16 protein-coding genes are annotated in these 21,189 nt (G+C 47.5%); 3 read left to right on the forward strand and 13 right to left on the reverse strand.

Going from position 1 to position 21,189, the window contains the following annotated elements; genetic code table 11:
• Window positions 1-53 precede the first annotated feature (53 nt).
• The 5 genes from JMY03_RS08115 to JMY03_RS08135 all read right to left on the reverse strand — a co-directional run bounded on the left by JMY03_RS08115 (window position 54) and on the right by JMY03_RS08135 (window position 6,769).
• On the reverse strand, window positions 54-1,262 hold the full coding sequence (locus tag JMY03_RS08115) for an acetyl-CoA C-acetyltransferase (RefSeq protein WP_201602806.1): 1,209 nt from the start codon (window positions 1,260-1,262) through the stop codon (window positions 54-56).
• A gap of 113 nt (window positions 1,263-1,375) precedes the next feature.
• A complete protein-coding gene (locus JMY03_RS08120) occupies window positions 1,376-2,527 on the reverse strand; it encodes an acyl-CoA dehydrogenase family protein (RefSeq protein ID WP_201602809.1) in 1,152 nt (383 codons plus the stop codon).
• A 546-nt stretch (window positions 2,528-3,073) separates the two neighbouring features.
• Entirely contained in the window at window positions 3,074-4,276 is a 1,203-nt protein-coding gene (locus JMY03_RS08125) for a 3-oxoadipyl-CoA thiolase (protein WP_201602811.1), read from the reverse strand.
• Between the two features lie 90 nt (window positions 4,277-4,366).
• Entirely contained in the window at window positions 4,367-5,947 is a 1,581-nt protein-coding gene (locus JMY03_RS08130; RefSeq protein ID WP_201602813.1) for a 3-hydroxyacyl-CoA dehydrogenase, read from the reverse strand.
• A 45-nt stretch (window positions 5,948-5,992) separates the two neighbouring features.
• The gene (locus JMY03_RS08135; protein WP_201602815.1) at window positions 5,993-6,769 is read right to left on the reverse strand and encodes an enoyl-CoA hydratase; all 777 of its coding nucleotides are present in this window, start codon (window positions 6,767-6,769) and stop codon (window positions 5,993-5,995) included.
• Between the two features lie 362 nt (window positions 6,770-7,131).
• Here JMY03_RS08135 and JMY03_RS08140 point away from each other — a divergent pair, with 362 nt between their 5' ends.
• Window positions 7,132-8,286, forward strand: a complete 1,155-nt coding sequence (locus JMY03_RS08140; RefSeq protein ID WP_025646955.1) for an acyl-CoA dehydrogenase family protein — start codon at window positions 7,132-7,134, stop codon at window positions 8,284-8,286.
• Window positions 8,287-8,322: 36 nt separating this feature from the next.
• Entirely contained in the window at window positions 8,323-9,141 is an 819-nt protein-coding gene (locus JMY03_RS08145) for an IclR family transcriptional regulator (protein ID WP_025646954.1), read from the forward strand.
• A gap of 37 nt (window positions 9,142-9,178) precedes the next feature.
• On the opposite strand, the gene JMY03_RS08150 is transcribed toward JMY03_RS08145, so the two are convergent.
• Together JMY03_RS08150 and cadR are read right to left on the reverse strand one after the other, a co-directional pair.
• Window positions 9,179-10,102 (reverse strand): bestrophin family protein, encoded by a 924-nt coding sequence (locus JMY03_RS08150; RefSeq protein ID WP_201602817.1) that lies wholly within the window; start codon window positions 10,100-10,102, stop codon window positions 9,179-9,181.
• A 161-nt stretch (window positions 10,103-10,263) separates the two neighbouring features.
• The gene (gene cadR / locus JMY03_RS08155) at window positions 10,264-10,698 is read right to left on the reverse strand and encodes a Cd(II)/Pb(II)-responsive transcriptional regulator (RefSeq protein WP_269117136.1); all 435 of its coding nucleotides are present in this window, start codon (window positions 10,696-10,698) and stop codon (window positions 10,264-10,266) included.
• A 152-nt stretch (window positions 10,699-10,850) separates the two neighbouring features.
• Between cadR and JMY03_RS08160 the strand changes: the two genes are divergently transcribed.
• Window positions 10,851-12,992, forward strand: a complete 2,142-nt coding sequence (locus tag JMY03_RS08160; protein WP_201602819.1) for a heavy metal translocating P-type ATPase — start codon at window positions 10,851-10,853, stop codon at window positions 12,990-12,992.
• A gap of 47 nt (window positions 12,993-13,039) precedes the next feature.
• Here JMY03_RS08160 and betT read toward each other — a convergent pair whose 3' ends face one another.
• From betT to JMY03_RS08190, 6 genes are all read right to left on the reverse strand, one after another.
• Window positions 13,040-15,085, reverse strand: coding sequence for a choline BCCT transporter BetT (betT, locus tag JMY03_RS08165; protein ID WP_201602821.1), 2,046 nt, complete (start codon window positions 15,083-15,085; stop codon window positions 13,040-13,042).
• Window positions 15,086-15,438: 353 nt separating this feature from the next.
• Window positions 15,439-17,139, reverse strand: coding sequence for a choline dehydrogenase (gene betA, locus JMY03_RS08170; protein WP_201602824.1), 1,701 nt, complete (start codon window positions 17,137-17,139; stop codon window positions 15,439-15,441).
• A 117-nt stretch (window positions 17,140-17,256) separates the two neighbouring features.
• Window positions 17,257-18,771, reverse strand: a complete 1,515-nt coding sequence (gene betB, locus JMY03_RS08175; protein WP_227675557.1) for a betaine-aldehyde dehydrogenase — start codon at window positions 18,769-18,771, stop codon at window positions 17,257-17,259.
• Between the two features lie 135 nt (window positions 18,772-18,906).
• Window positions 18,907-19,488: a TetR/AcrR family transcriptional regulator gene (locus JMY03_RS08180; RefSeq protein ID WP_201602827.1), complete on the reverse strand. Its 582-nt coding sequence runs from the start codon at window positions 19,486-19,488 to the stop codon at window positions 18,907-18,909.
• 31 nt (window positions 19,489-19,519) lie between these two features.
• Complete coding sequence (locus JMY03_RS08185) at window positions 19,520-19,864, reverse strand: DMT family transporter (RefSeq protein ID WP_100749782.1); 345 nt, start codon at window positions 19,862-19,864, stop codon at window positions 19,520-19,522.
• A gap of 416 nt (window positions 19,865-20,280) precedes the next feature.
• The gene (locus JMY03_RS08190; RefSeq protein WP_227675558.1) at window positions 20,281-21,183 is read right to left on the reverse strand and encodes a low temperature requirement protein A; all 903 of its coding nucleotides are present in this window, start codon (window positions 21,181-21,183) and stop codon (window positions 20,281-20,283) included.
• Window positions 21,184-21,189: the final 6 nt, after the last annotated feature.

The following is a 21,189-nucleotide window of genomic DNA, read 5'->3' on the forward strand; positions in this document are numbered from 1 at the left end:
TTTGTCCCTTAAATGATCTCTTAGTTATCACTATCTATTTAACAGGTAGAGTGTTATACGCGCTCAATGATGGTGGCAATACCCATACCACCGCCGACACATAAGGTAAGCATGGCGGTTTTAAGATCACGGCGCTCAAGCTCGTCGAGCACCGTTGTCATCAGCATCGCACCTGTAGCACCAAGCGGATGACCCATAGCGATAGCGCCGCCATTGACGTTGACGATATCAAGCGAGATGCCAAGATCATCCGCTGTATTCATAGGGACAGCGGCAAAAGCTTCATTAATCTCCCAAAGATCGATATCGGAGGCTTGCATACCCGCCTTGTCGAGTGCTTTTCTACAAGCAGGGGTTGGACCTGTGAGCATGATCGAAGGCTCAGAGCCTATGACTGAGGCCATCGTAATCTTGGCTCGTGGTTTCAGACCGGCTTTTTTGCCTGCAGCAGCGCTGCCGACTAGGCATAACGCGGCACCATCGACGATGCCTGAGGAATTGCCCGCATGATGCACATGATTGACAGTTTCGATAGTGGTGTATTTATCTAAAATCACACTATCAAAACCCATTTGACCAGGCATAGCAAAAGAAGGGTTTAGGCCTGCTAGCGTCTCAGGCGTCGTGCTGGGACGAATAGTCTCATCTTTCGCTAATAGCAGCATACCGTTGAGATCTTTGACAGGTACTACTGACTTATCAAAATAGCCGTGCTCCCAAGCTTTGGCAGCTCTTTGGTGTGACTGGGTAGCGAACGCATCGACATCGCTGCGACTAAAACCTTTGAGCGTGGCTATGGTATCCGCGCCCACCCCTTGTGGGACAAAACCAGTACCGTCATTGACCCGTGGATCCATGTACCAAGCACCGCCATCAGAACCCATAGGTACACGGCTCATTGACTCGACGCCACCAGCGACGACCATGTCCTCCATACCCGACATGACTTTTGCTGCGGCAAGGTTGATCGACTCAAGCCCTGAGGCGCAGTATCTAGACAGCGTGACGCCTGCAACGCTTTGATCCCAATCGGCATCGAGCACGGCAATACGCGCGATATCAGAACCTTGTTCGCCAACGGGTGTCACACAGCCGAGTACCACATCATCGACTAGACTTGTATCCAAATGATGACGCTGCTGCATCTCTTTTAATAAACCACGCACCAGCCAAATCGGCGATGCTTGATACAAAGAGCCGTCCTGTTTACCCTTGCCGCGCGGCGTACGGATACTGTCAAAAATATAAGCCGTCTCAGTCATAAAATTCCCTTTTTCTGTCTTTTGAATAAATAATAGTTTAAATCTAAAGCTGGACTTATTTATCATAAATCCAATTTTAGCTTTTATATTAGCGATAACGCCTATAAGAGCCGTTACATAAAGCGTGACGCCAGCTCTTTCATAATCTCATTAGTGCCGCCGTATATTTTTTGTACCCGAGCATCGGCATACATGCGAGCGATTGGATACTCTGACATATAGCCATAACCGCCAAACAGTTGCAGACACTCATCCATCGTTTTGCACTGTTTCTCGGTTACCCAGTACTTAATGAGCGAGGCTTGCGCGGCATCAAGTTTACCTTCTATTTGTGCCTCTACTGCTGAATCGCATAAGGTTTTTACCGCTAAATAATCCGCTTGCACCTCAGCGAGCTTAAAGCGCGTATTTTGGAACTTCCAAATCGGTTTGCCAAAGGCTTCACGCTGTTTGACATAATCAAGTGTCAGCTCTAAAGCCAGTTTCATAGCGCCGCAGCCACTTAGAGCAATAATCAGGCGCTCTTGCGGCAACTCCTGCATCATATGCATAAAGCCTAGACCTTCCATACCGCCGAGTACGTTTTTTTGGGGCACACGGACATTATCGAAGAATAGCTCTGAGGTGTCTTGTCCAGCAAGACCCGTCTTTTTGAGGTTACGACCCCGCGTAAAGCCCTCTAGACCATCCGTCTCAACAAGGATCAAAGAGACGCCTTGCGCGCCTTTGTCACGATCTGTTTTACACGCGAGTAGCACAACATTGGCATGCTGACCATTGGTGATAAAGGTTTTCGAGCCGTTAATGATATAATCGTCACCATCTTTTGTCGCATACGTCTTAATGGCCTGTAAGTCAGAACCCGTACCCGGTTCGGTCATCGCAATAGCACCGATATACTCGCCTGTTGCCATCTTTGGCAACAAGGACTTTTTCTGATCTTCGGTGCCAAGTTTATAGATATAGGGTGCCACAATACCTGAATGCACCATACCGCCATAACCAGCTTGGTTCGCTTGCGATTGCGCCAAAATGATAGCCGCTTCATGACCAAAATCACCGCCACCGCCGCCGTATGCTTCTGGTATTGACGCACACAAAAAGCCCATCTCGCCCGCCTCTTCCCAAGCATCGCGATCGATCATGCCAGCCTCGCGCCATCCTTCGTCTCTGTCTTCCCAGCTTTGAAACATTTTTAGAGCACTGTCGTATACCATTTCGTGCTCTTCGGTCATCCACTTTGCTGAAAATGTTCTGATGCTCATAATGTCTTTCCTTGACAAGGTTTTCTAGTAATAATTAAATCAATAATGATAGTGCAAAACTTTTTATGGCGGGTTAACAATAAATAGTAATATTTATTACCCTTATAAATTCTTTGATACCGTCTTCAGATATCAAGCCATGCGATTTATACTAGAATAGTAAGTATTATGTTGCAACTCATATTTAAACAATGGTAATTATAATTACCATTGTTTAAATATGAGTTAATAGTTTGTGTCAGTAACGCGATTACTCATACTGATTATGAAAAAGTAAATAGCCGCGGGGTAGCAGCATAGGTAGATAAAATTAGATAACTGAAATGAGACTGAGATGAGATTGCTGGAGCTTTAAGAATTCTATATTAAAAGTCTTAAGTAAAGATGCTTGGTTAAAGAAGCTTAGTTGTGGAAGCTCGATTAAAAAAATGAAAATAAATCAGCATATAAGGGCCATATCGTTGATAACCTATCAAAGAATAGATAAGTAGCACAAGGTGAAAAAACAGGCCCTTTTGCATGAGATTTGAGAGATGAATTATAGGCTTAGACCCGCTCTATGACCATAGCCAGCCCTTGCCCGATACCAATGCATAAGCTAACGACCGCGTATTGTCCGCCCGTGCGCTGTAGCTCGCGCGCCGTACTTAAGGCTATGCGAGCACCTGACGCACCAAGCGGATGACCGACCGCAATCGCGCCGCCATTTGGGTTAACGCGGGTGTCATCAAAGTCGATATCCAAACCCTTTAGGCAGCCTAGTACTTGCGAGGCAAAGGCTTCATTAATCTCAATGATGGACATATCATCAAGAGTCAAGTCAGCGCGTTTGAGTGCTAGCTTTATCGCCTCAACAGGACCCACGCCCATAATATTTGGCTCAACGCCCATCGCGCCAGAGGATAAAATCTTAGCAATAGGTTTAAACCCTAACCTTTCTTCTGCCTGCGTTGAGCCAATAATTAGCGCCGCTGCGCCATCGTTAATACCCGACGCGTTGCCTGCTGTGACCACGCCATTCTCATTCAAAGGTTTCAGTTTTTGCAAAGCATCCACAGTAGAGCTAGCGCGAGGATGCTCATCTTCCATTATCGCTTCGTCTGGTAATTTTTTACCTTGCGATACCCTAATGGGCGTGATTTCATCGTCAAAGAACCCGGCTTGTTTAGCAGCTTGATATTTCGCTTGCGAGGCGGCTGCGAATTTATCTGCTTCTTCTCGGCTGATATCGTATTTGCGCGCGACATTATCGCCCGTTTGCGGCATACTGTCGCTACCAAATGCTTTGGTTAAAACAGGATTGGGAAATCGGCTACCAATAGTGGTATCAAATACTTTAAAGTCGCGACTAAAAGGCTGCTCAGTTTTGGCAAACACAAATGGCGCGCGGGTCATGGACTCAACGCCACCTGCCAAAAATACATCCCCCTCGTTACAAGTGATACTACGAGCGGCATCAATGACAGTAGATAGCCCTGACGCACATAGACGATTGACGGTTTGACCGGGCGTTGTCACATCTAATCCCCCTAGTAATGCGGCATTGCGAGCAATATTGCGTGAGTCTTCACCCGCTTGGTTGGTATTGCCGATGAGCACTTCATCAAAGATATCGCTGGGCAGTTGGTGCTTTTCAATCAAAGCTTTGATCACTGCCGCGATCATATTATCGGGACGCACGGTGGCAAGTGCGCCGCCATGGCGACCAAAAGGGCTTCTTAAGCCATCATAAATATAGGCATCTAACATCACTTATCCTTGTTGTGTTTTAAGAGTGTATTTGATTAAAATATGGGATTTCGTAACTATACTTGGGCGCGCTAAGTCATTAATAAGCCATTAACCTAAATAGTTGTTTTGTTGAGTAAACAGAGAAATACTAAGCTTAGCGCGGCGCTGTAGCCAAGGGCTGGGACGATAGCGCGGATCACCTGTTAGGGCGTAAATACGCTGTAAGATAAGTAAAATACGCTTGGCTCCCAGCGCATCGCCCCACGAAATCGGACCGTACGGATATCCCAAGCCAAGCTTGATAGCATTGTCGATATCCTTTGGTGTAGCTATGCCTTGCTGCGCCATATCACAGCCCAAATTAATCACCATCGCCACCACTCGCTGCGCCACAAAGCCCGTGCTTTCTTTAATTAGCGAAGCACCATCTGAGCCTTCATCCAAACTTTTACCGAATAAAGTATAAGCCTGCGTGACAAATTTGTCCTCTGTGACGATACTGGGCATCAACGTACGATGCTTAGATAAGTCCGTTAGCATATCGATAGCAACTGCTTGCTTAGGATCAACTTGATAACGCATAGCGGCGTTGGTGGTATCTTCGCCATAAATTGCTAGTAATATTAAACTGTTAGGGTCTGGGGTATCGTTATCGTCGATAGTGATGTCATTAGCGTTTAGATAATCAACCAGCTGTTGTTTATCTGCCGCTAAATCTGCGCCAATCCAAACTGAATTAACGGCTTTGTCAAACACAGCGTTAGACAAAGACTCTTGAGCGATATCTGCTGTTGCTTTTTTACCGTCTTGCTTTTTACCATCTATGTACTGATAAAACCCTTCGTCAACTTTACGACCAAGCTTGTTGCCTTCTAACATTTGCCGCGTCAACGGATGCGGGCGGTAGCGCGGCTCGAAGTAGTATTGGTTATAAATCGACTCCATGACGGGATGGGAGACATCGACCCCTGTCAAATCCATCAGCTCAAACGGTCCCATACGAAAGCCTGCGCCATCGCGCAAAATACGGTCAATCTGCTCAAGACTGGCAACGTCCTCGCCTAGTATTTTTAGCGCCTCTGTACCAAAAGCTCTACCACCATGGTTGACGATAAACCCTGGCGTATCTTTTGCCACGACACCTAAATGTCCCATACGTTTGGCTAAACTGGTCAGTGTCTCTACAACACAATGGTCAGTAGAGATGCCCGGAATCACCTCAACGATTTTCATTAGCGGCACAGGATTAAAGAAGTGAAACCCTGCTACCCGCTCTGGATGCTGACAAACCGAGGCAATGGCAGTCACTGATAGCGATGAGGTATTGGTTGCTAAAATGGTGTCGATAGGAATAAGGCTGTCTAATTGCTTAAACAGCTGCTGTTTTATCTCTAAATTTTCAATAACGGCTTCGATAACGATGTCTACTTCAGCAATTTGCGCGATATCTTCAATCACGGTTAAGTTTGATAGAGTCGCTTGCAATTGCTCATCAGTAAACTTCCCCTTAGCCGCAAGTTTTTCAAGCGTCGCTTGAAGCGCTTGGCGTCCTTGCTTAGCGGATCCTGATTTGGCATCAAATAACAATACGTTAATGCCTGCTTGCGCGGCGATTTGGGCGATGCCCATACCCATGATGCCCGTGCCAATAATGGCTAATGATTGCATATCTGATGATGTGATAGTCATAATATTCCTTTATATGATTTAGCAGTGTCTTAAACCCTTAAACGACTACTGTCCTTTGTAGTTGGCATCGCGCTTTTCCAAAAAGGCTTTCGCGCCTTCTTTTTGATCTTCGGTATCGAATAAAATCTGAAAGGCTTTACGCTCTAAGGCCAATGCCGCGGGTAGTGGCATGTCCACCCCAAGGTTGGCGACTTCTTTGATTTGGGTTAAAGCAATGGGCGAATAGCTTGCCAACTGCTCAGCAATCTCGATAGCGCGTTTAATTGTCGCCTCATCGTCCACCACTTCAGACACTAGGCCCATTTGATCCGCCTGATCAGCGCTTATCATATCGCCCGTTAAAATGAGCTTCATAGCTTTATGTTTACCAAGCAAGCGAAACAATCGCTGCGTGCCGCCCGCGCCTGGCATTAATCCTATTTTTATTTCTGGTTGTCCAAACTTAGCGGACTTGCCCGCGACAATGATATCGGCATGCATGGCAAGCTCACAGCCACCGCCCAGCGCATAACCATTAACTGCGGCGATAATAGGCTTACGGCAATCAGTGATGGCATCCCAATAGCGTTCGCTATGACGCAAATAAACATCGACGGTCTTTGTAGTCAAAAAGTCGTTAATATCCGCGCCCGCGGCAAACACTTTATTGCCGCCAGTGAGCACAATAGCCTTGGTCTTTGGGTCATTGTTTAATTGGATAAACCTCTCTGCCATCTGTGCGCGTAACTCAGCGTTTAGGGCGTTGCGCACTTTGGGGCGATTGAGGGTTATGACACTTACGCCATTATCTAGCGTCTCACAAGTAATAATGAGCTCTTCCATGATGCTATCCTTAATAGGTACTTGAGTAGTAGGTTTTTATAGCCAATCCAATATAAGATAAATACAGTGCTACTGGGATGAATTTTGCGCAGCCTCTGGGAACGCAGCACGCAAGGAAAATTTGTACCAGTAGCACGCTACTGTAGCTATACTCTTTTTATTTAAGATTAGCTATATGACAATTATCCATAAATATCGCACTGCGGTTTTCATAACTGAAATCATTGTAATATGCTTTAGTATAGATTATGCTATTTAGCTCATACAAGCGCTTTATGTAAAACAGTTATTTGTACTATTAGTCATAAACGTCAAACTTATCCAAATGTTTAACATTTACTCCCATCAGACAAGGAAGTCCTATGATTAGAGATCAAGAAGTCCTCGACCACATCGTCGACACCGTGCGCCAGTTTGTCAATAACCAGCTGATACCTATGGAGGATTGGGTCGCAGAAAATGATCGCCTGCCAGAAGAGATTATCGATCAAATGCGCGAGCTGGGTCTATTTGGGCTGACCATTCCAGAAGAATACGGCGGTCTTGGACTCACGATGGAAGAAGAAGTGATTGTCGCTTTTGAGATGGGTCGTACCTCCCCTGCGTTTCGCTCACTTATCGGTACCAATAATGGTATTGGCTCTTCAGGTCTGGTCATCGACGGCACCGAAGAGCAAAAGCAAAAGTACCTCCCCAAACTTGCCAGCGGCGAGATCATTGGCTCGTTTTGTTTGACTGAGCCTGAAGCAGGCTCGGATGCTGCGTCGCTTAGAACCACCGCTATCAAAGACGGCGATACTTATGTCATCAACGGCACCAAGCGCTATATCACTAACGCGCCAGAGGCCGGTGTTTTCACTGTCATGGCACGTACGGACCCTGAAAACAAACGCGCGGGCGGCATCTCCGCCTTTATCGTTGAGAGCGATACCCCAGGTATTACCTTAGGTAAGTGGGATAAAAAAATGGGGCAAAAAGGCGCCCATACTTGTGATGTCATCTTTGATAACTGCGTGGTGCCAGCGAGTGCTTTGATCGGCGGCGTCGAAGGTATCGGCTTTAAAACGGCGATGAAGGTGCTGGATAAAGGTCGCTTGCATATCGCAGCGGCCAGTACTGCCGCTGCCACGCGTATGTTAGATGATGCGCTGCGTTATGCGGTGGATCGCAAACAGTTTGGTCAACCGATTGCCAGTTTTCAGCTCATCCAAGCAATGCTCGCAGACTCAAAGGCGGAGATTTATGCCGCCAAATCTATGGTGCTTGATGCCTCGCGCCTGCGTGATGAAGGTAAAGATGTGGTGACTGAGTCCTCCTGTGCTAAGATGTTCGCCACTGAGATGTGTGGCCGCGTGGCGGATCGTGCGGTGCAGATACATGGCGGCGCAGGCTATATTGCGGATTATGGTATTGAGCGCTTTTATCGTGATGTGCGTCTGTATCGTCTCTATGAAGGCACCACGCAAATCCAGCAAATCATTATCGCGCGCAACATGATAAAAGAAGCGAGCGAATAACCTTAACCTAGAATACTACCTACAATACTACGCCCTATGACGATTCGTAATACTACGAGCAGCGCTCTTGAGCTGCTAGAGCCTATAAGTGAGATGAAAGATCAAAGCGATCGGCAATTCGTCACCGCGCTCGCTCGCGGGCTTGAGCTACTCCGATGTTTTACTCCGCAGCAGCCCATGCTTGGCAATCAAGAGCTCAGCCAATTAACGGGACTACCGAAAGGTACGGTGACTCGCCTGACCTACACCTTAGTCAAGCTTGGTTATCTAAAGCAGGCGACAAACAAAGGCAAATATCAGCTAGCGGCTGGAGTTTTAGGCTTTGGCTATACGATGATCGCAAATATGGCTATCAATAACTTAGTCACGCCTTACATGGAGGCGCTAGCAGATTATGCCGATAGCGCCGTCGCTATGGCAACCCGCGATCGGCTGATGATGGTGTATCTCAATGTGGTACAAGGCGCTAGCGCCACGACGATGCGGCGTAACGTTGGCTCATATCTACCTATGTACTCAACAGCTATGGGCCGCGCGTGCTTAGCAAGCATGCCACCTGCTGAACAAGATTTTATGATGAATGCGATACGTCATAAGTACGATAAAGACTGGTTAAACATCAAGTCAAGCCTAGAGCAAGCGTTTAAAGATTATGAGGATTTTGGCTACTGCTTCTCATTTGGTGATTGGCAAAAAGAGGTCAATGCCGTTGCCACAGCTATCATGCACCCTACCGAGGGTCTACTCACCTTTAACTGCGGCGCGCCAAGTTTTGTACTGAGCTGTACTAAGATTGAAGAGGACATTGCGCCGCGTCTACTGCATATGAAGTATAATATTGAAAGCAGCCTTTAGTTCAATCAAGAAAAACGAGCACTTACACTCAAACCAACTACTGTAAATAACCGCCCTCAGACATAAGCTCAGGCGGCAGATCCGTTTCGCCCAGAGCTTCTAGCAAATTGATCTCGATAGTGCGAGAAATAGAAGTCAAAGCCAAATTATTAGCATCCACGCCAAATGGATTGGTAATTTCCTCATTGAGAGCATCTAAGCCAAAAAAGGTGTACGCAATGACGCCGCAGACTAAAGGGGTGACCCAGCCTAAAGACGTCGCCAAGCCAAAAGGCAGCATAAAGCAGTACAGGTAAGTGGTACGGTGCACCAGCAAGGTGTAAGCAAATGGCAATGGCGTGTTATGAATGCGCTCGCAAGCTGCCAAAACTATAGTCATCGAGGTGACGCGTTCGTCCATATTTTGGATCATAAGATCAGATGTCAGCTGCTCACGTCGACTACGGCTAAGCTCTTTGCCGATTAATCGCAAGAGATATTCAGGAAGGTTACCGGCTTTATGCATACTGGCGTGATGCTCCGGCGCTACAAAACGCTCAACATCTTTCCAAGGAGAAGTGCTGCGAAGTCTGTGCCTGAGGGCGTGAGTAAAAGCAATCGTCAGCTGCACCATAGAGCGCTGCGCGCGCTGTCCACTATCAGTGTCGTCTATAAAGGATAGTACCTGCCGAGTAAAGCTACGAGCATCGTATACCAACTGACCCCATAAGCAGCGACCCTCCCACCAGCGCTGGTAGCTGGCATTATTCCGAAAGCCGAGAAACAAAGATAAAGCAATACCCAGTAAGGTAAAAGGCGCAGCACCATAAGAGGGAAAGGAGCCTGGAATCCAGTGCTGGACGGCTGAGATGACTGCGCTAAGTAAAGTAATCAGTAAAACTTGCAGATAGATATGAGGAATGACAGAACCGCGTAAGGTGAAGAGTATTCTAAAGGCATTCGGTTTTTGCCAAACGATCATGACAGCTTCCTATAAATCTGATATCGAGGTACGCGGGGTCAACTACTTGGGTGCTAGCTACTGAGAAATAATGACTGGCGATTTTAGCACGAAACTTTTCCATGCGGTGGCAGTGCTTAGGTAATAACTTGCATACCGTTATTAATCATTAGAATATTCGACTAATCATGACAAGAATCATCCGCAAGCGCGTGTAGTATCCCGCACGATTCAGCAGGTGCCTCTGTTGTACACTTTTGGCGCAGCTGTATTAAGTGCTGCTTTAATTGCCGCAATTCTTGCATGCGTGTCTCTACGGTTTCAATATGCTCCTCTAATAACTCATTGACCTCTCCGCAGTTTTTATCTGGAGTATCCCAGTACTGCAGTAACACGCGCACTTCATCCAAACTCATATCAAGCGTACGACAGTGCAATATAAACTGCAGGCGCTCGATGTGCTCTTCACGATATAACCGATAATTGCCTTGGCTACGAAAAGGCTCCGGCAATAACTGCTCTTTTTCATAATAACGAATGGTCTCAACCGTCGCCCCTGTGCGCCGAGCAAGCTCACCGATTTTAATGGGTGCTTTGATTGCTGCTTTGACTGCCATTACCCTCCCCTTTTATTGCTCAAATCTATATTGCTTAAATCTATGTAAGTAGCCGTAAGGTTCATTATAAAAATCTGGTGTGCTGCCATTAACACCTTGACCCTAAAGCCGCTATAGGGTTCATAATACCTTTAATAAGAGGATAAATCACTATGCAATATCATATTGAAGGTATGGACTGCGCCAGCTGCGTTAACAAGATCGAAACAGCTTTAACCCGTATGCCAGGCGTCTCTGACGTTCAGCTCAACTTTGCGACACAAAAGTTAGCGCTCACCCTAGCGCCTGATGCCACGACTGAGGTCAAAGATATCGAAAGGACCATCAAACGCCTTGGGTTTGGTATATCAGAATTAACCGAACAACAAGACGAAGTCGTTGGTCATGAGGCCAATGTAGACGATCAGCACTGGTGGCAGACGATGAAGGGCAAGCAGGTCATCGGCATTGGCTTACTGATGAGCGCAGCCTATATGCTGTCTTTGGTATTTCCTGCATACGGCACTTGGGCTTTTATTATCGCTGTGGTGATTGGCGTGCTTCCTTTTGCACGAAAAGCCTCGACACTGGCTACAACAGGTTCTCCCTTTTCGATTGAGATGCTGATGTCTATCGCAGCGCTTGGCGCCCTTATCATTGGCGAGGCTGAGGAAGCCGCTGCGGTTGTTTTCTTGTTCTCCGTAGGTGAATTATTAGAGAGCGTTGCCGCTGATCGAGCGCGTGCGGGCATTAGAGCACTAGCCTCACTGGTGCCAAAAAGAGCCGTGTTACTTGATGAGCAAGGCGCGCCGCGTGAAGTTGCTGCCGCATCACTACAGGTAGATGACCGAGTACTCGTCCGTCCTGGTGATAAAGTCTCTGCTGATGGCATTATTATTCAAGGCTCCTCCAGCTTAGATGATTCGCCGGTAACAGGAGAGTCGATACCGGTTGTCAAAACCGTCGGCGATGAGGTGTTTGCAGGTTCCATCAACGTCGATAGCGCCCTACACGTACGCGTACAAAAAACAGCGGCTGATAATACTATTGCGCGTATTATTGAGCTTGTGGAGCAAGCACAAGCCTCCAAAGCCCCTACCGCTCGTTTTATTGAAAAATTTAGTCGATACTATACGCCCATCGTGATGGCTGTTGCCGCCTTAGTGATTATCATGCCGCCATTGTTGTTAGGCGGAGAATGGGGAACTTGGCTGTATCGCGGTTTGGCACTGTTACTGATTGCTTGTCCTTGCGCGCTAGTACTATCTACTCCGGCGGCCATTGCCTCAGGCTTAGCAGTTGGTGCGCGCCGCGGCTTATTAATCAAAGGCGGTAGCGCCCTAGAAATCATTGGCCGTGTCAATACCGTGGCCTTTGACAAGACGGGCACTTTAACCGAAGGCAAGCCGCGCGTCACTGACGTCGTTGCCTTTACAGAAGGAGGCACTGAGGTAAGCGGGACAAATGAGGTATTAGCGTTGTTCGCTAGCGTTGAATCCGGCTCTAATCATCCGCTTGCCAAAGCTATCGTAGAGCGTGCAAAAGTAGCTAAGGTTGCCATTCCTATCGCTGCCAATGCCTCTGCAACTGCTGGTAAAGCGGTACATGCCACGGTCAATGGACGCTCTTTAGCCATAGGCTCTCCTATCTACGCCGCTGACGAGAGCTTACTTCTACCCGAGCAGCAGGTACAGATTGAGTCGCTGCAAAGTGAAGGCAAAACGGTTTCAGTGCTATTCGATGAACACAGCGCTGAAGTGATTGGTTTAGTGGCACTGCGCGATGAGCTGCGTGACGATGCGTGGCAAGGTGTGGCTCAGCTGAGCGCCATGAACGTGCGCTCGGTGATGCTGACAGGTGATAACCATCTCACCGCGCAGGCGCTTGCTACGCCTTTGGATATAGAATGGCGAGCTGAGCTGTTACCCGAAGACAAACTACGTTTACTCAGCGAGATGAGGGACAATAATAAAATAGCGATGGTGGGCGACGGAATTAATGACGCGCCAGCTCTAGCCAGCGCAGATGTCGGCATCGCGATGGGCGGTGGTACCGATGTGGCTATCGAAACCGCTGACGTTGCTCTATTACAAAGCCGCGTCACTGACGTCGCTCATCTTATTGCTCTGTCACGCGCGACCTTAGCCAATATACATCAAAACGTCATTTTTGCGCTCGGTCTAAAAGGTATCTTCCTTATTACTACCATACTCGGTATCACAGGTTTGTGGATTGCGGTCTTAGCCGACACTGGCGCAACGATACTCGTGACCCTGAATGCCTTGCGTTTGCTGCGCTTTAAAAAGACCCTATAAGTTATCTTGAACTTATAGGGTCTTTTTAAAGCTATATTTATTAAGAATTAACGCTCTAAATGTAGATACTGCAAATGGCGCTCATACTGATGCAGAATATCGACCAGCACCTGCTCTTTGGTGTAGCCTACCAAGTCGTACTCTTGCGAGCCATTGCTTAAAAACACCTCAGCACGGTAGTAAAACTCAGCATGTTTGGTTGAGGTATTCAGGGTAAAGTTTGGACGCTCAGCTTTGATGAGATTGACCTCATAAATAAAGTCATCTTCATCGCCATGACCGACGCGCAGCTTGATACCATCTATTTGACCATTGTCATCGTCTAGACCTGCATCGAGATCGTCACCAATATTGGCCAGATTTCGCACATCCAATGACGTCTTTAGACCGCCAGCTCTTAGCTCTTTTTCGACATCACTCATGGCAGGTTTGACAATATTTTGTAAAAACCGCTCGACTTGCGTATGGCTTGGAAAACTAACAATACGCTGCAGACGCGCTTTCCAGCTCTTACCACTGTCAAGCACGTTTGCGGTGCCGACCGTACTGGCTTTACGCTTATTGCCCTCTTCTTTTAGGCTGCGCCACATCGACATCATGTAAAGCACCAAAATCAGCGAAAATGGTAAACCTGCGATGACAGACACTGACTGCAATGAAGCAAAGCCGCCTGCGAACAGCAAACCTAAAGTGATAAGACCGGTCGCCGCTGCCCAAAACAAACGCAGCCAAACCGGCGCATCAGTATCATTGGTCATACCTTTTGAGCTAAGATTGGCCAGTACTAGTGCACCAGAGTCCGCTGAAGTCACAAAGAAAATAAGCCCGATGACCACGCCAGCGAATGATAAAACATCACTAAAAGGGAAGTACTCAAACAAGGCAAACATGCCCATCGCCGCATCATTGATAGCGATTTCACCCAGCTCTGTCGCACCATTGGCGACCAAGTCTATCGCTGAATTACCAAAGATAGAGAACCAAGCAAAGATAAAGCCCAGCGGGATAAACATCACACCAAAGACAAACTCACGTAAGGTACGGCCACGGCTGATACGCGCAATAAATAAGCCGACAAAGGGTGCCCAAGCAACCCACCATGCCCAGAAAAATATCGTCCAGCCTGATTTCCAATCGGCACCAGCGCTGCCGTCATAGGCATAGACGTCGAATGTTTTAAAAACGATGGTTTGGAAATACTGACCGATACTTTGGGTAAAGGTATTGAGCAAGTACACAGTATTGCCCATCACCAGTATCGCGATTAATAGCAATATCGACGAGAGCATATTGAATTCAGATAGACGGCGTACCCCTCGCTCTACACCAGTCATCGCTGAGATAGCCGCAGCTAAGACCACGCCCAATATAATCAGGCTCTGCACCATCTTGCTCGACTCGATACCGAAGACATGCGTCAAACCCGCATTAGCCTGCAACACCCCGATGCCTAAGCTGGTGGCAATCCCCATCAACGTGCAGACCACACCAAAGGTATCAATGCCATCACCCAGCCAGCCTTTGACTAGGCGCTCGCCAAAGATAGGCGTCAGCGGTGAGCGTAGCGCCAGTGGCATGTTTTTGCGATAGGCAAAGTACGCTAGCGCCATACCGATAAGCGCATAAATACCCCAGCCATGCAGACCCCAATGCAAAAAAGTCTGAGATAACGCTTCACGCATGGCCGCCTCACTGGCAGGCTCGAGTCCCGTATGCGGCGTCAAATAATGCATCAATGGCTCAGAGGCACCAAAAAACAATAAATCGATACCAATACCGGCCGAAAATAGCATCGCCGCCCATGCTAAAAAAGGAAACTGGGCTTTTTCGTGATCTTGCCCAAGCTTGATATCGCCGTATTTTGAAAAGCCCACAAACAAAGCAAATATACTATAAGCAGCCACCACCAGCATGTAATACCAGCCAAAGCTCTCTGATACCCACGCCATGCTCGCGCTTAATAATGCCTCACTATAATCTGGCAAGGCAATCGTCCAGATAATCAATAAAATAGAAATAATCGCAGAGCCTAAAAAAACTGTCTTATTTAGGCTCAAGGGTTTCGTCGCATCTTTTGATGGCGAGCTGTACATAAAAGACCTCAATAGGTAAATGAAACAGGATCTGATAGTGCTTTGTCCGTCATAACATAGTGCAGAGTTACCACGTTATCTATATAAGCGCAGGATGCACAAAGCAGTACCAATCAATAAAACCTGCTAAACAGTCCGCAGACTCCTTAGCAACACCGTTAAAAAACAATGAAAATATAGCCAGCACAAAATAAAGCCGATATGCTCATTTGCGTGCGGTACTGATGATGTCAGTGCTCACAAGGGTGCCAGCAAAGTTGCACTGATAAAAAAGACCTTTACGTTGAAAGGCCTTTTATTTGAAATTGACGTTATATTATCCTTATATCGTGCCTACTCGCTGGCACGTTTGTTTATACAGTCGTATGATAAGCACGCATCGGCTCGGCTCGAAGTGATGCGCCATTGGCGACATAATAATCCGCTGTCGAGCGTGGTAATTGTCTACCGCGCATCTTGTCAACGATTTTTTCGGCCAGCATAATGGTGGTAGCATTTAAGTTACCACTGATGATATTTGGCATAATCGACGCATCGACCACGCGCAGACCATCGATACCGTGTACCAGCCCTTCACCATTGACCACCGAATCATTACCCTCACCCATCGCACAGGTACACGACGGATGATAAGCGGTCTCGCTATGATTGCGGACATACTCATCGAGCTGCGCATCGGTCACCAGATCATCGGTCGGCGCGATAGCACGGCCGCGATATGGGTCAAGCGCTGGCTGATGCATAATCTCGCGAGTGATACGCATCGCCGCGCGGAACTCTTGCCAGTCCTGCTCGTGCGACATATAGTTAAATAAAATACTTGGATGCGCATTTGGGTCTTTTGAGGTGAGCTTGACGCGGCCACGACTCGGTGATCGTAATGAGCCCACATGCGCTTGGAAGCTGTGCGATTTCACCGCACTACGACCATCGTAACGCACCGCTAATGGCAAGAAGTGATACTGGATATTGGGGTGCGTAAATTTCTCATCAGTACGGATAAAGCCGCCACCCTCGAACTGATTGGACGCGCCAAGACCAGTACCATTAAACAACCACTCAGCACCAATCGCAGGTTTATTCCACCATTTATTGGCAGGGGCAATCGACACGGGCAGTTTACATTCGTACTGCATATACAGCTCTAAATGGTCTTGTAGATTATTACCGACACCCGGTAACTCTAAAACCTCATTAACGCCTACGTCTTTGAGCCACTGACCAGGGCCAATACCAGAGCACTGCAATAATTGCGGCGAAGCGATCGCCCCTGATGAGACGATCACTTCACGAGCGGCATAGAATTTTTTGGTTTGACCTTGATGCTCAACTTTAACGCCGACCGCGCGCTTACCATCGAATAAAATCACATCGGTCAAGGCACCGGTCAAAATGGTGATATTGCTGCGCGGTTTGGCACGGTCGAGATACCCACGTGCCGTTGATGCGCGGCGACCATTTGGCGTGACAAAACGATCCATTGGCCCGAAGCCTTCTTGCTGATAGCCGTTTAGATCCTCTGTACGCGGATAGCCTGCCTGCACGCCCGCTTCAATCATCGCTTCAAACAGCGGATTGACCCCAGGTTTTGAGGTGGTCATTTCTACCGGACCACCGACGCCATGATAGTCGTTTTCGCCTGCGTCGCAGTTCTCTGATTTTTTAAAGTACGGCAAGCAGTCGAGATACGTCCAGTCTTCTAAGCCTTCGATTTTGGCCCAGTCGTCAAAATCGAGCGCATTACCACGGACATAGCACATGCCATTGATGAGTGATGAACCGCCCAGCCCTTTACCGCGGCCACAGTCCATGACGCGGTTATTCATATATGGCTCGGGATCGGTTTTGTAGCCCCAGTTATAAGTAGTGCCTTGTAGCGGCATCGCGAGCGCCGCTGGCATCTGCGTACGAAAGTCTAGTCGATAATCAGGTCGACCCGCCTCTAATAGCAACACCTTAATGTTGGCATCTTCGGTCAAGCGCGTGGCCAGCACGTTCCCGGCTGAGCCTGCACCGACAATGATGTAGTCATACTCAGGTGTGGTTGATGTCATAAAACGCTCCATAATATTGAAAAACAAATCGTTAAATATCAGTATGAATGAATCAAAAAGACAAATTAGCCCAAATAAATCACTCTCACTGATTAAGAGTTTTCTCAATACAAGTTATTAAAATACCGACTCAAACTTACCCAGCTCGACTTGGATAGATTTGGTCTGCGTATAATGCTCAAGGGCTTCGATGCCGTTTTCGCGGCCGATACCTGAATGCTTATAACCGCCAACTGGCATTTGCGCAGGCGACTCGCCCCAAGTATTTAGCCAGCAGATACCCGCCTCTATCTGTCCGATGACGCGATGCGCGCGGGTTAGATCTTTGGTTACCACCCCTGCCGCCAAGCCGTACTCGGTATCATTGGCACGGCGAATGACTTCTTCCTCAGTCTCATAAGTCAATATCGACATCACTGGACCAAATATTTCCTCACGTACAATCGTCATGTCATCGCTGCAATCGGTAAACACCGTCGGTGCGACATACGCGCCTTTAGCCAGCTCGTCGGTCGTCACGCGCTCACCGCCCGCCAATAGACGCGCGCCGCCTGCTTTACCTTGCTCAATATAGCCAAGCACTCGCTCCATATGCGGGAAGCTCACTAGTGGTCCCATATTGATATCTTCATCCATCGGATCGCCGAGTTTGATACGTTTGACCCGCGTCAAGATCGCTTCTTCAAACTTAGCTTGTAGCGCTTTTGGGATAAATACACGCGTGCCATTGGTACAGACCTGACCGGTACTGTAGAAGTTCGCCATCATGGCGATATCTGCTGCCATATCGATATCGGCATCGTCAAAGATAATCAATGGCGACTTACCGCCCAGCTCTAAGGTTACGTCTTTGAGAGACGATGATGCCGCGCTTGCCATGACTTTTTTGCCCGTTGGCACGCCGCCTGTAAACGAGACTTTGGCAATATCAGGATGCTGAGTTAATGCTTCGCCTACTTTATAATCGCCTTGTACGACGTTAAATACGCCATCTGGCATGCCCGCCTCAGTAAAGATTTCCGCCAGTTTAAGCGCCGTCAGTGGCGTGACTTCTGAGGGTTTAAAAATCATCGCGTTACCAGCAGCCAACGCTGGCGCAGCCTTCCACATCGCGATCTGAATCGGATAGTTCCATGCGCCGATACCAGCGACGACGCCGAGTGGCTCACGGCGCGTATAGACAAAGCTGCTATCACGTAGTGGAATCTGACGACCCTCAATCATTGGCGCAAGCCCTGCATAGTATTCAACAACATCGGCACCTGTGACGATATCGACATACTTAGTCTCAGACAGCGCTTTGCCGGTGTCCTTGGTTTCAAGCAATGCTAGTACATCATTACGCTCGCGCAATATCGCAACTGCCTTTGACAAAATACGGCCACGCTCAACTGCGGTCATTGCCGCCCACACTTTTTGCCCTTGTTGCGCCGCTTTTACCGCTTCATCGATTTGCTCGGCAGTGGTTTGCTGAATGCTCGCCAGCACTTCACCTGTCGCTGGGTTGATATCGTCAAAAGTCGTTAAAGAATCATCGACCGCTAGATAGCGACCGTTAATATAAGCGGTCTGCGTTTGTGTTAAGTCGATAATGTCTTGTAAATTATTTACGTTTGTCTGAGTAGTTGTCATAAGTTTTCCTTAAGGCGACTGAGAATTTATAAAAAAGCGTTCAGTCAATCATGCCGTCATAGGTTAAAGATAAAATTTTCTATGTGCGTGTTATTGACCAAAGCTGTTTATCAAGTTATTGGTCAAAGTCATTTATCAAAACGGTTTATCAAAGTCTTGCTGCGTCATATTTATCAAGCGCTCACGTATTGAGGCCTTGTCCGAGATATCGATACCCGAAAAGTCAGAGAGCCAAATACCATCGGCGACCAGACGTACCATACATAGCGTTTCGCTATTGTCAGTATCCGCGTGTTTTTTTAGCTGCTCATTTGACCACTCAGCCCAGCGTTCGCGTAGCATCCGGTCTCCTAGCATCAACACATACAAAGTCGCTTGGCTATTAAACTCGGCCTGCCCTTTTTCGCCCAAGCTGATGGTAGCGTCGATATAAGCGCGGGTAAACGAGCCGTAGCTGACCGGATCCTTTGCCATGGCAGCATTGACTTCTGCCTTAAACTTGGCCATCGCATCATAAAACACCTCTAAGATAAGCGCGTCCTTGGTAGCAAAATGATGCATCACTCCGCCTTTGGTCACGCCGACGGCATCTGCCACCGCTTGAAAAGTCACTTTAGACAAGCCTTGCTCTAGCGTGATACGTGCTGCCTCATCGAGCAGCGCCCGCCGCACCAGCTCTGGCTGTTTTTTACGTTTATGCGCGTTTTTCGTTTCCATTTTTGTGTCCATGTTCATTTTTACCTACTTGTCAGTGCACCACCGAGTTTGACAATACGTTCATCACCACCACGCCGCCGACGATCATCGCAATACCGACCACCGCCGCGGTATCGAGACTTTGCTTAAAAAAGAACACCCCGACTAGTGAGGTCAGCACAATCCCCAAACCGCCCCACAGCGCATAGGCGATGCCAAGTGGTATGGTCTTGATGGTCTGGGTCAATAAATAAAACGAGATGGCATAAAGCACGCCCATAATCAAGGTCGGCACCAAACGGGTAAATTGCTCTGACTTGACCAAAAAGGTCGTGCCAACCACTTCACAAATGATAGCGATGGCGAGATAACCGTAAGCAATGATGGTAGGACTCATAGCTAAAACACCTGTGTTAAATCCAGCGTACACGCTTGATTGAGTGAAATGGATAAGCAATAAATAATAGAATGCAGCCCCCAAAGAAACCACACGGTCGGTATTTTATAGAAATAATCCAGCAATGTGAAGGGCTGGTATGCCGTTTAGCTGACCTAGACAGTATTTATGCCATACAGTCATACCTATTCAATCTATTTTAACGACCAATTTATACGATATAAAAAAACCGATCTACTTATAGATCGGCTGTTAGCTTCAAAGATAAAACTATTTAGAGGTAGTATTTTGGAATCTGCTGTATTGCGTCAACATGCTGGATGTGTACGTTGTAACCAATGTCTGCGGTGGTATGGCCTAAATTGCACAGCATAAATTCAATACGTTTTATAAAAAGTTGAAACTGTTAAACGCACTTAGTGTCTAACTTGCGGCTGCCATTTTTTGTTGTCTTGTTTAAAGTACCAAGTCATGATGGTAGGCGCAAGAATGCTCAGCCAAATACCGTAGGTAATAGGTAAGCCTTGAGTGACTGCCAGATAACTTAAGCCAACGATAATAGTGGCAAAGATAAGAGCGATGAGATTGTGACTTGATTGTCGGCACATTAAGCTGCGAAGTAAGGTTAAGCTCATTAAAAACGCCAACAGCATAACCATTAATAGCCCCATAGCATAAGGCTGCGTAATGCTCTGATCCATCGTATCCGCCCGAGCATTAGTCACTAAGTCCAATGCGCTGCCAAGAGCCGCAAGGGTTGCTAAAACAAAAAAGTGCCCATAACCGAATAAAAAAAAGTCATAACGGCGGCGCACATTATCTAAGATAGTACCAAAGGGAATAGTAAAGTATAGCCACCATAATGCAAACACTAGTGCCACTAGGCTTGAGCCTACTAAAATAATGACACTAGCCGCTGAATCGGAGTTCACTAAAAAGTACTGAATACTATTGCTGACGCCGAGCACGCCCTCGCCTAAAACAATAATAGTCAACAAACCATAACGCTCGGCAATATGACGGGGGTGCCAATTGAGGTTCTGCGCTGCACGCTCCCATAGCGGCATCACCAACTCAGCAATGATAAAGATAAATAACGCTGGCATCTGCATCGAAACAGGTAAAAACAGCCAAAGGATCCACAGGCTTTGTAAAAGAAGTAATCCGACAATACTGCGGCCTGCGACCCGCTGATGACCGTCGACTTGTTTATAGACGCGCCACCACTGACTACAGCTGGCAAGGCGCATAATCGCGTAACCAGTGACCCCTATCCACGTCAGACCCTGCTCAAAAAACTGCTTGCTTTTGCTTATCACTTATCC

The organism is Psychrobacter submarinus (assembly GCF_904846685.1).
GTDB lineage: Bacteria > Pseudomonadota > Gammaproteobacteria > Pseudomonadales > Moraxellaceae > Psychrobacter > Psychrobacter submarinus.

Excerpts from the sequence above, each read along its gene's own strand:
- JMY03_RS08115 (WP_201602806.1), bottom strand. The coding sequence starts at position 1,262 with ATGACTGAGACGGCTTATATTTTTGACAGTATCCGTACGCCGCGCGGC.
- JMY03_RS08120 (WP_201602809.1), bottom strand. The coding sequence starts at position 2,527 with ATGAGCATCAGAACATTTTCAGCAAAGTGGATGACCGAAGAGCACGAA.
- JMY03_RS08125 (WP_201602811.1), bottom strand. The coding sequence starts at position 4,276 with ATGTTAGATGCCTATATTTATGATGGCTTAAGAAGCCCTTTTGGTCGC.
- JMY03_RS08130 (WP_201602813.1), bottom strand. The coding sequence starts at position 5,947 with ATGACTATCACATCATCAGATATGCAATCATTAGCCATTATTGGCACG.
- JMY03_RS08135 (WP_201602815.1), bottom strand. The coding sequence starts at position 6,769 with ATGGAAGAGCTCATTATTACTTGTGAGACGCTAGATAATGGCGTAAGT.
- JMY03_RS08140 (WP_025646955.1), top strand. The coding sequence starts at position 7,132 with ATGATTAGAGATCAAGAAGTCCTCGACCACATCGTCGACACCGTGCGC.
- JMY03_RS08145 (WP_025646954.1), top strand. The coding sequence starts at position 8,323 with ATGACGATTCGTAATACTACGAGCAGCGCTCTTGAGCTGCTAGAGCCT.
- JMY03_RS08150 (WP_201602817.1), bottom strand. The coding sequence starts at position 10,102 with ATGATCGTTTGGCAAAAACCGAATGCCTTTAGAATACTCTTCACCTTA.
- cadR (WP_269117136.1), bottom strand. The coding sequence starts at position 10,698 with ATGGCAGTCAAAGCAGCAATCAAAGCACCCATTAAAATCGGTGAGCTT.
- JMY03_RS08160 (WP_201602819.1), top strand. The coding sequence starts at position 10,851 with ATGCAATATCATATTGAAGGTATGGACTGCGCCAGCTGCGTTAACAAG.
- betT (WP_201602821.1), bottom strand. The coding sequence starts at position 15,085 with ATGTACAGCTCGCCATCAAAAGATGCGACGAAACCCTTGAGCCTAAAT.
- betA (WP_201602824.1), bottom strand. The coding sequence starts at position 17,139 with ATGACATCAACCACACCTGAGTATGACTACATCATTGTCGGTGCAGGC.
- betB (WP_227675557.1), bottom strand. The coding sequence starts at position 18,771 with ATGACAACTACTCAGACAAACGTAAATAATTTACAAGACATTATCGAC.
- JMY03_RS08180 (WP_201602827.1), bottom strand. The coding sequence starts at position 19,488 with ATGGAAACGAAAAACGCGCATAAACGTAAAAAACAGCCAGAGCTGGTG.
- JMY03_RS08185 (WP_100749782.1), bottom strand. The coding sequence starts at position 19,864 with ATGAGTCCTACCATCATTGCTTACGGTTATCTCGCCATCGCTATCATT.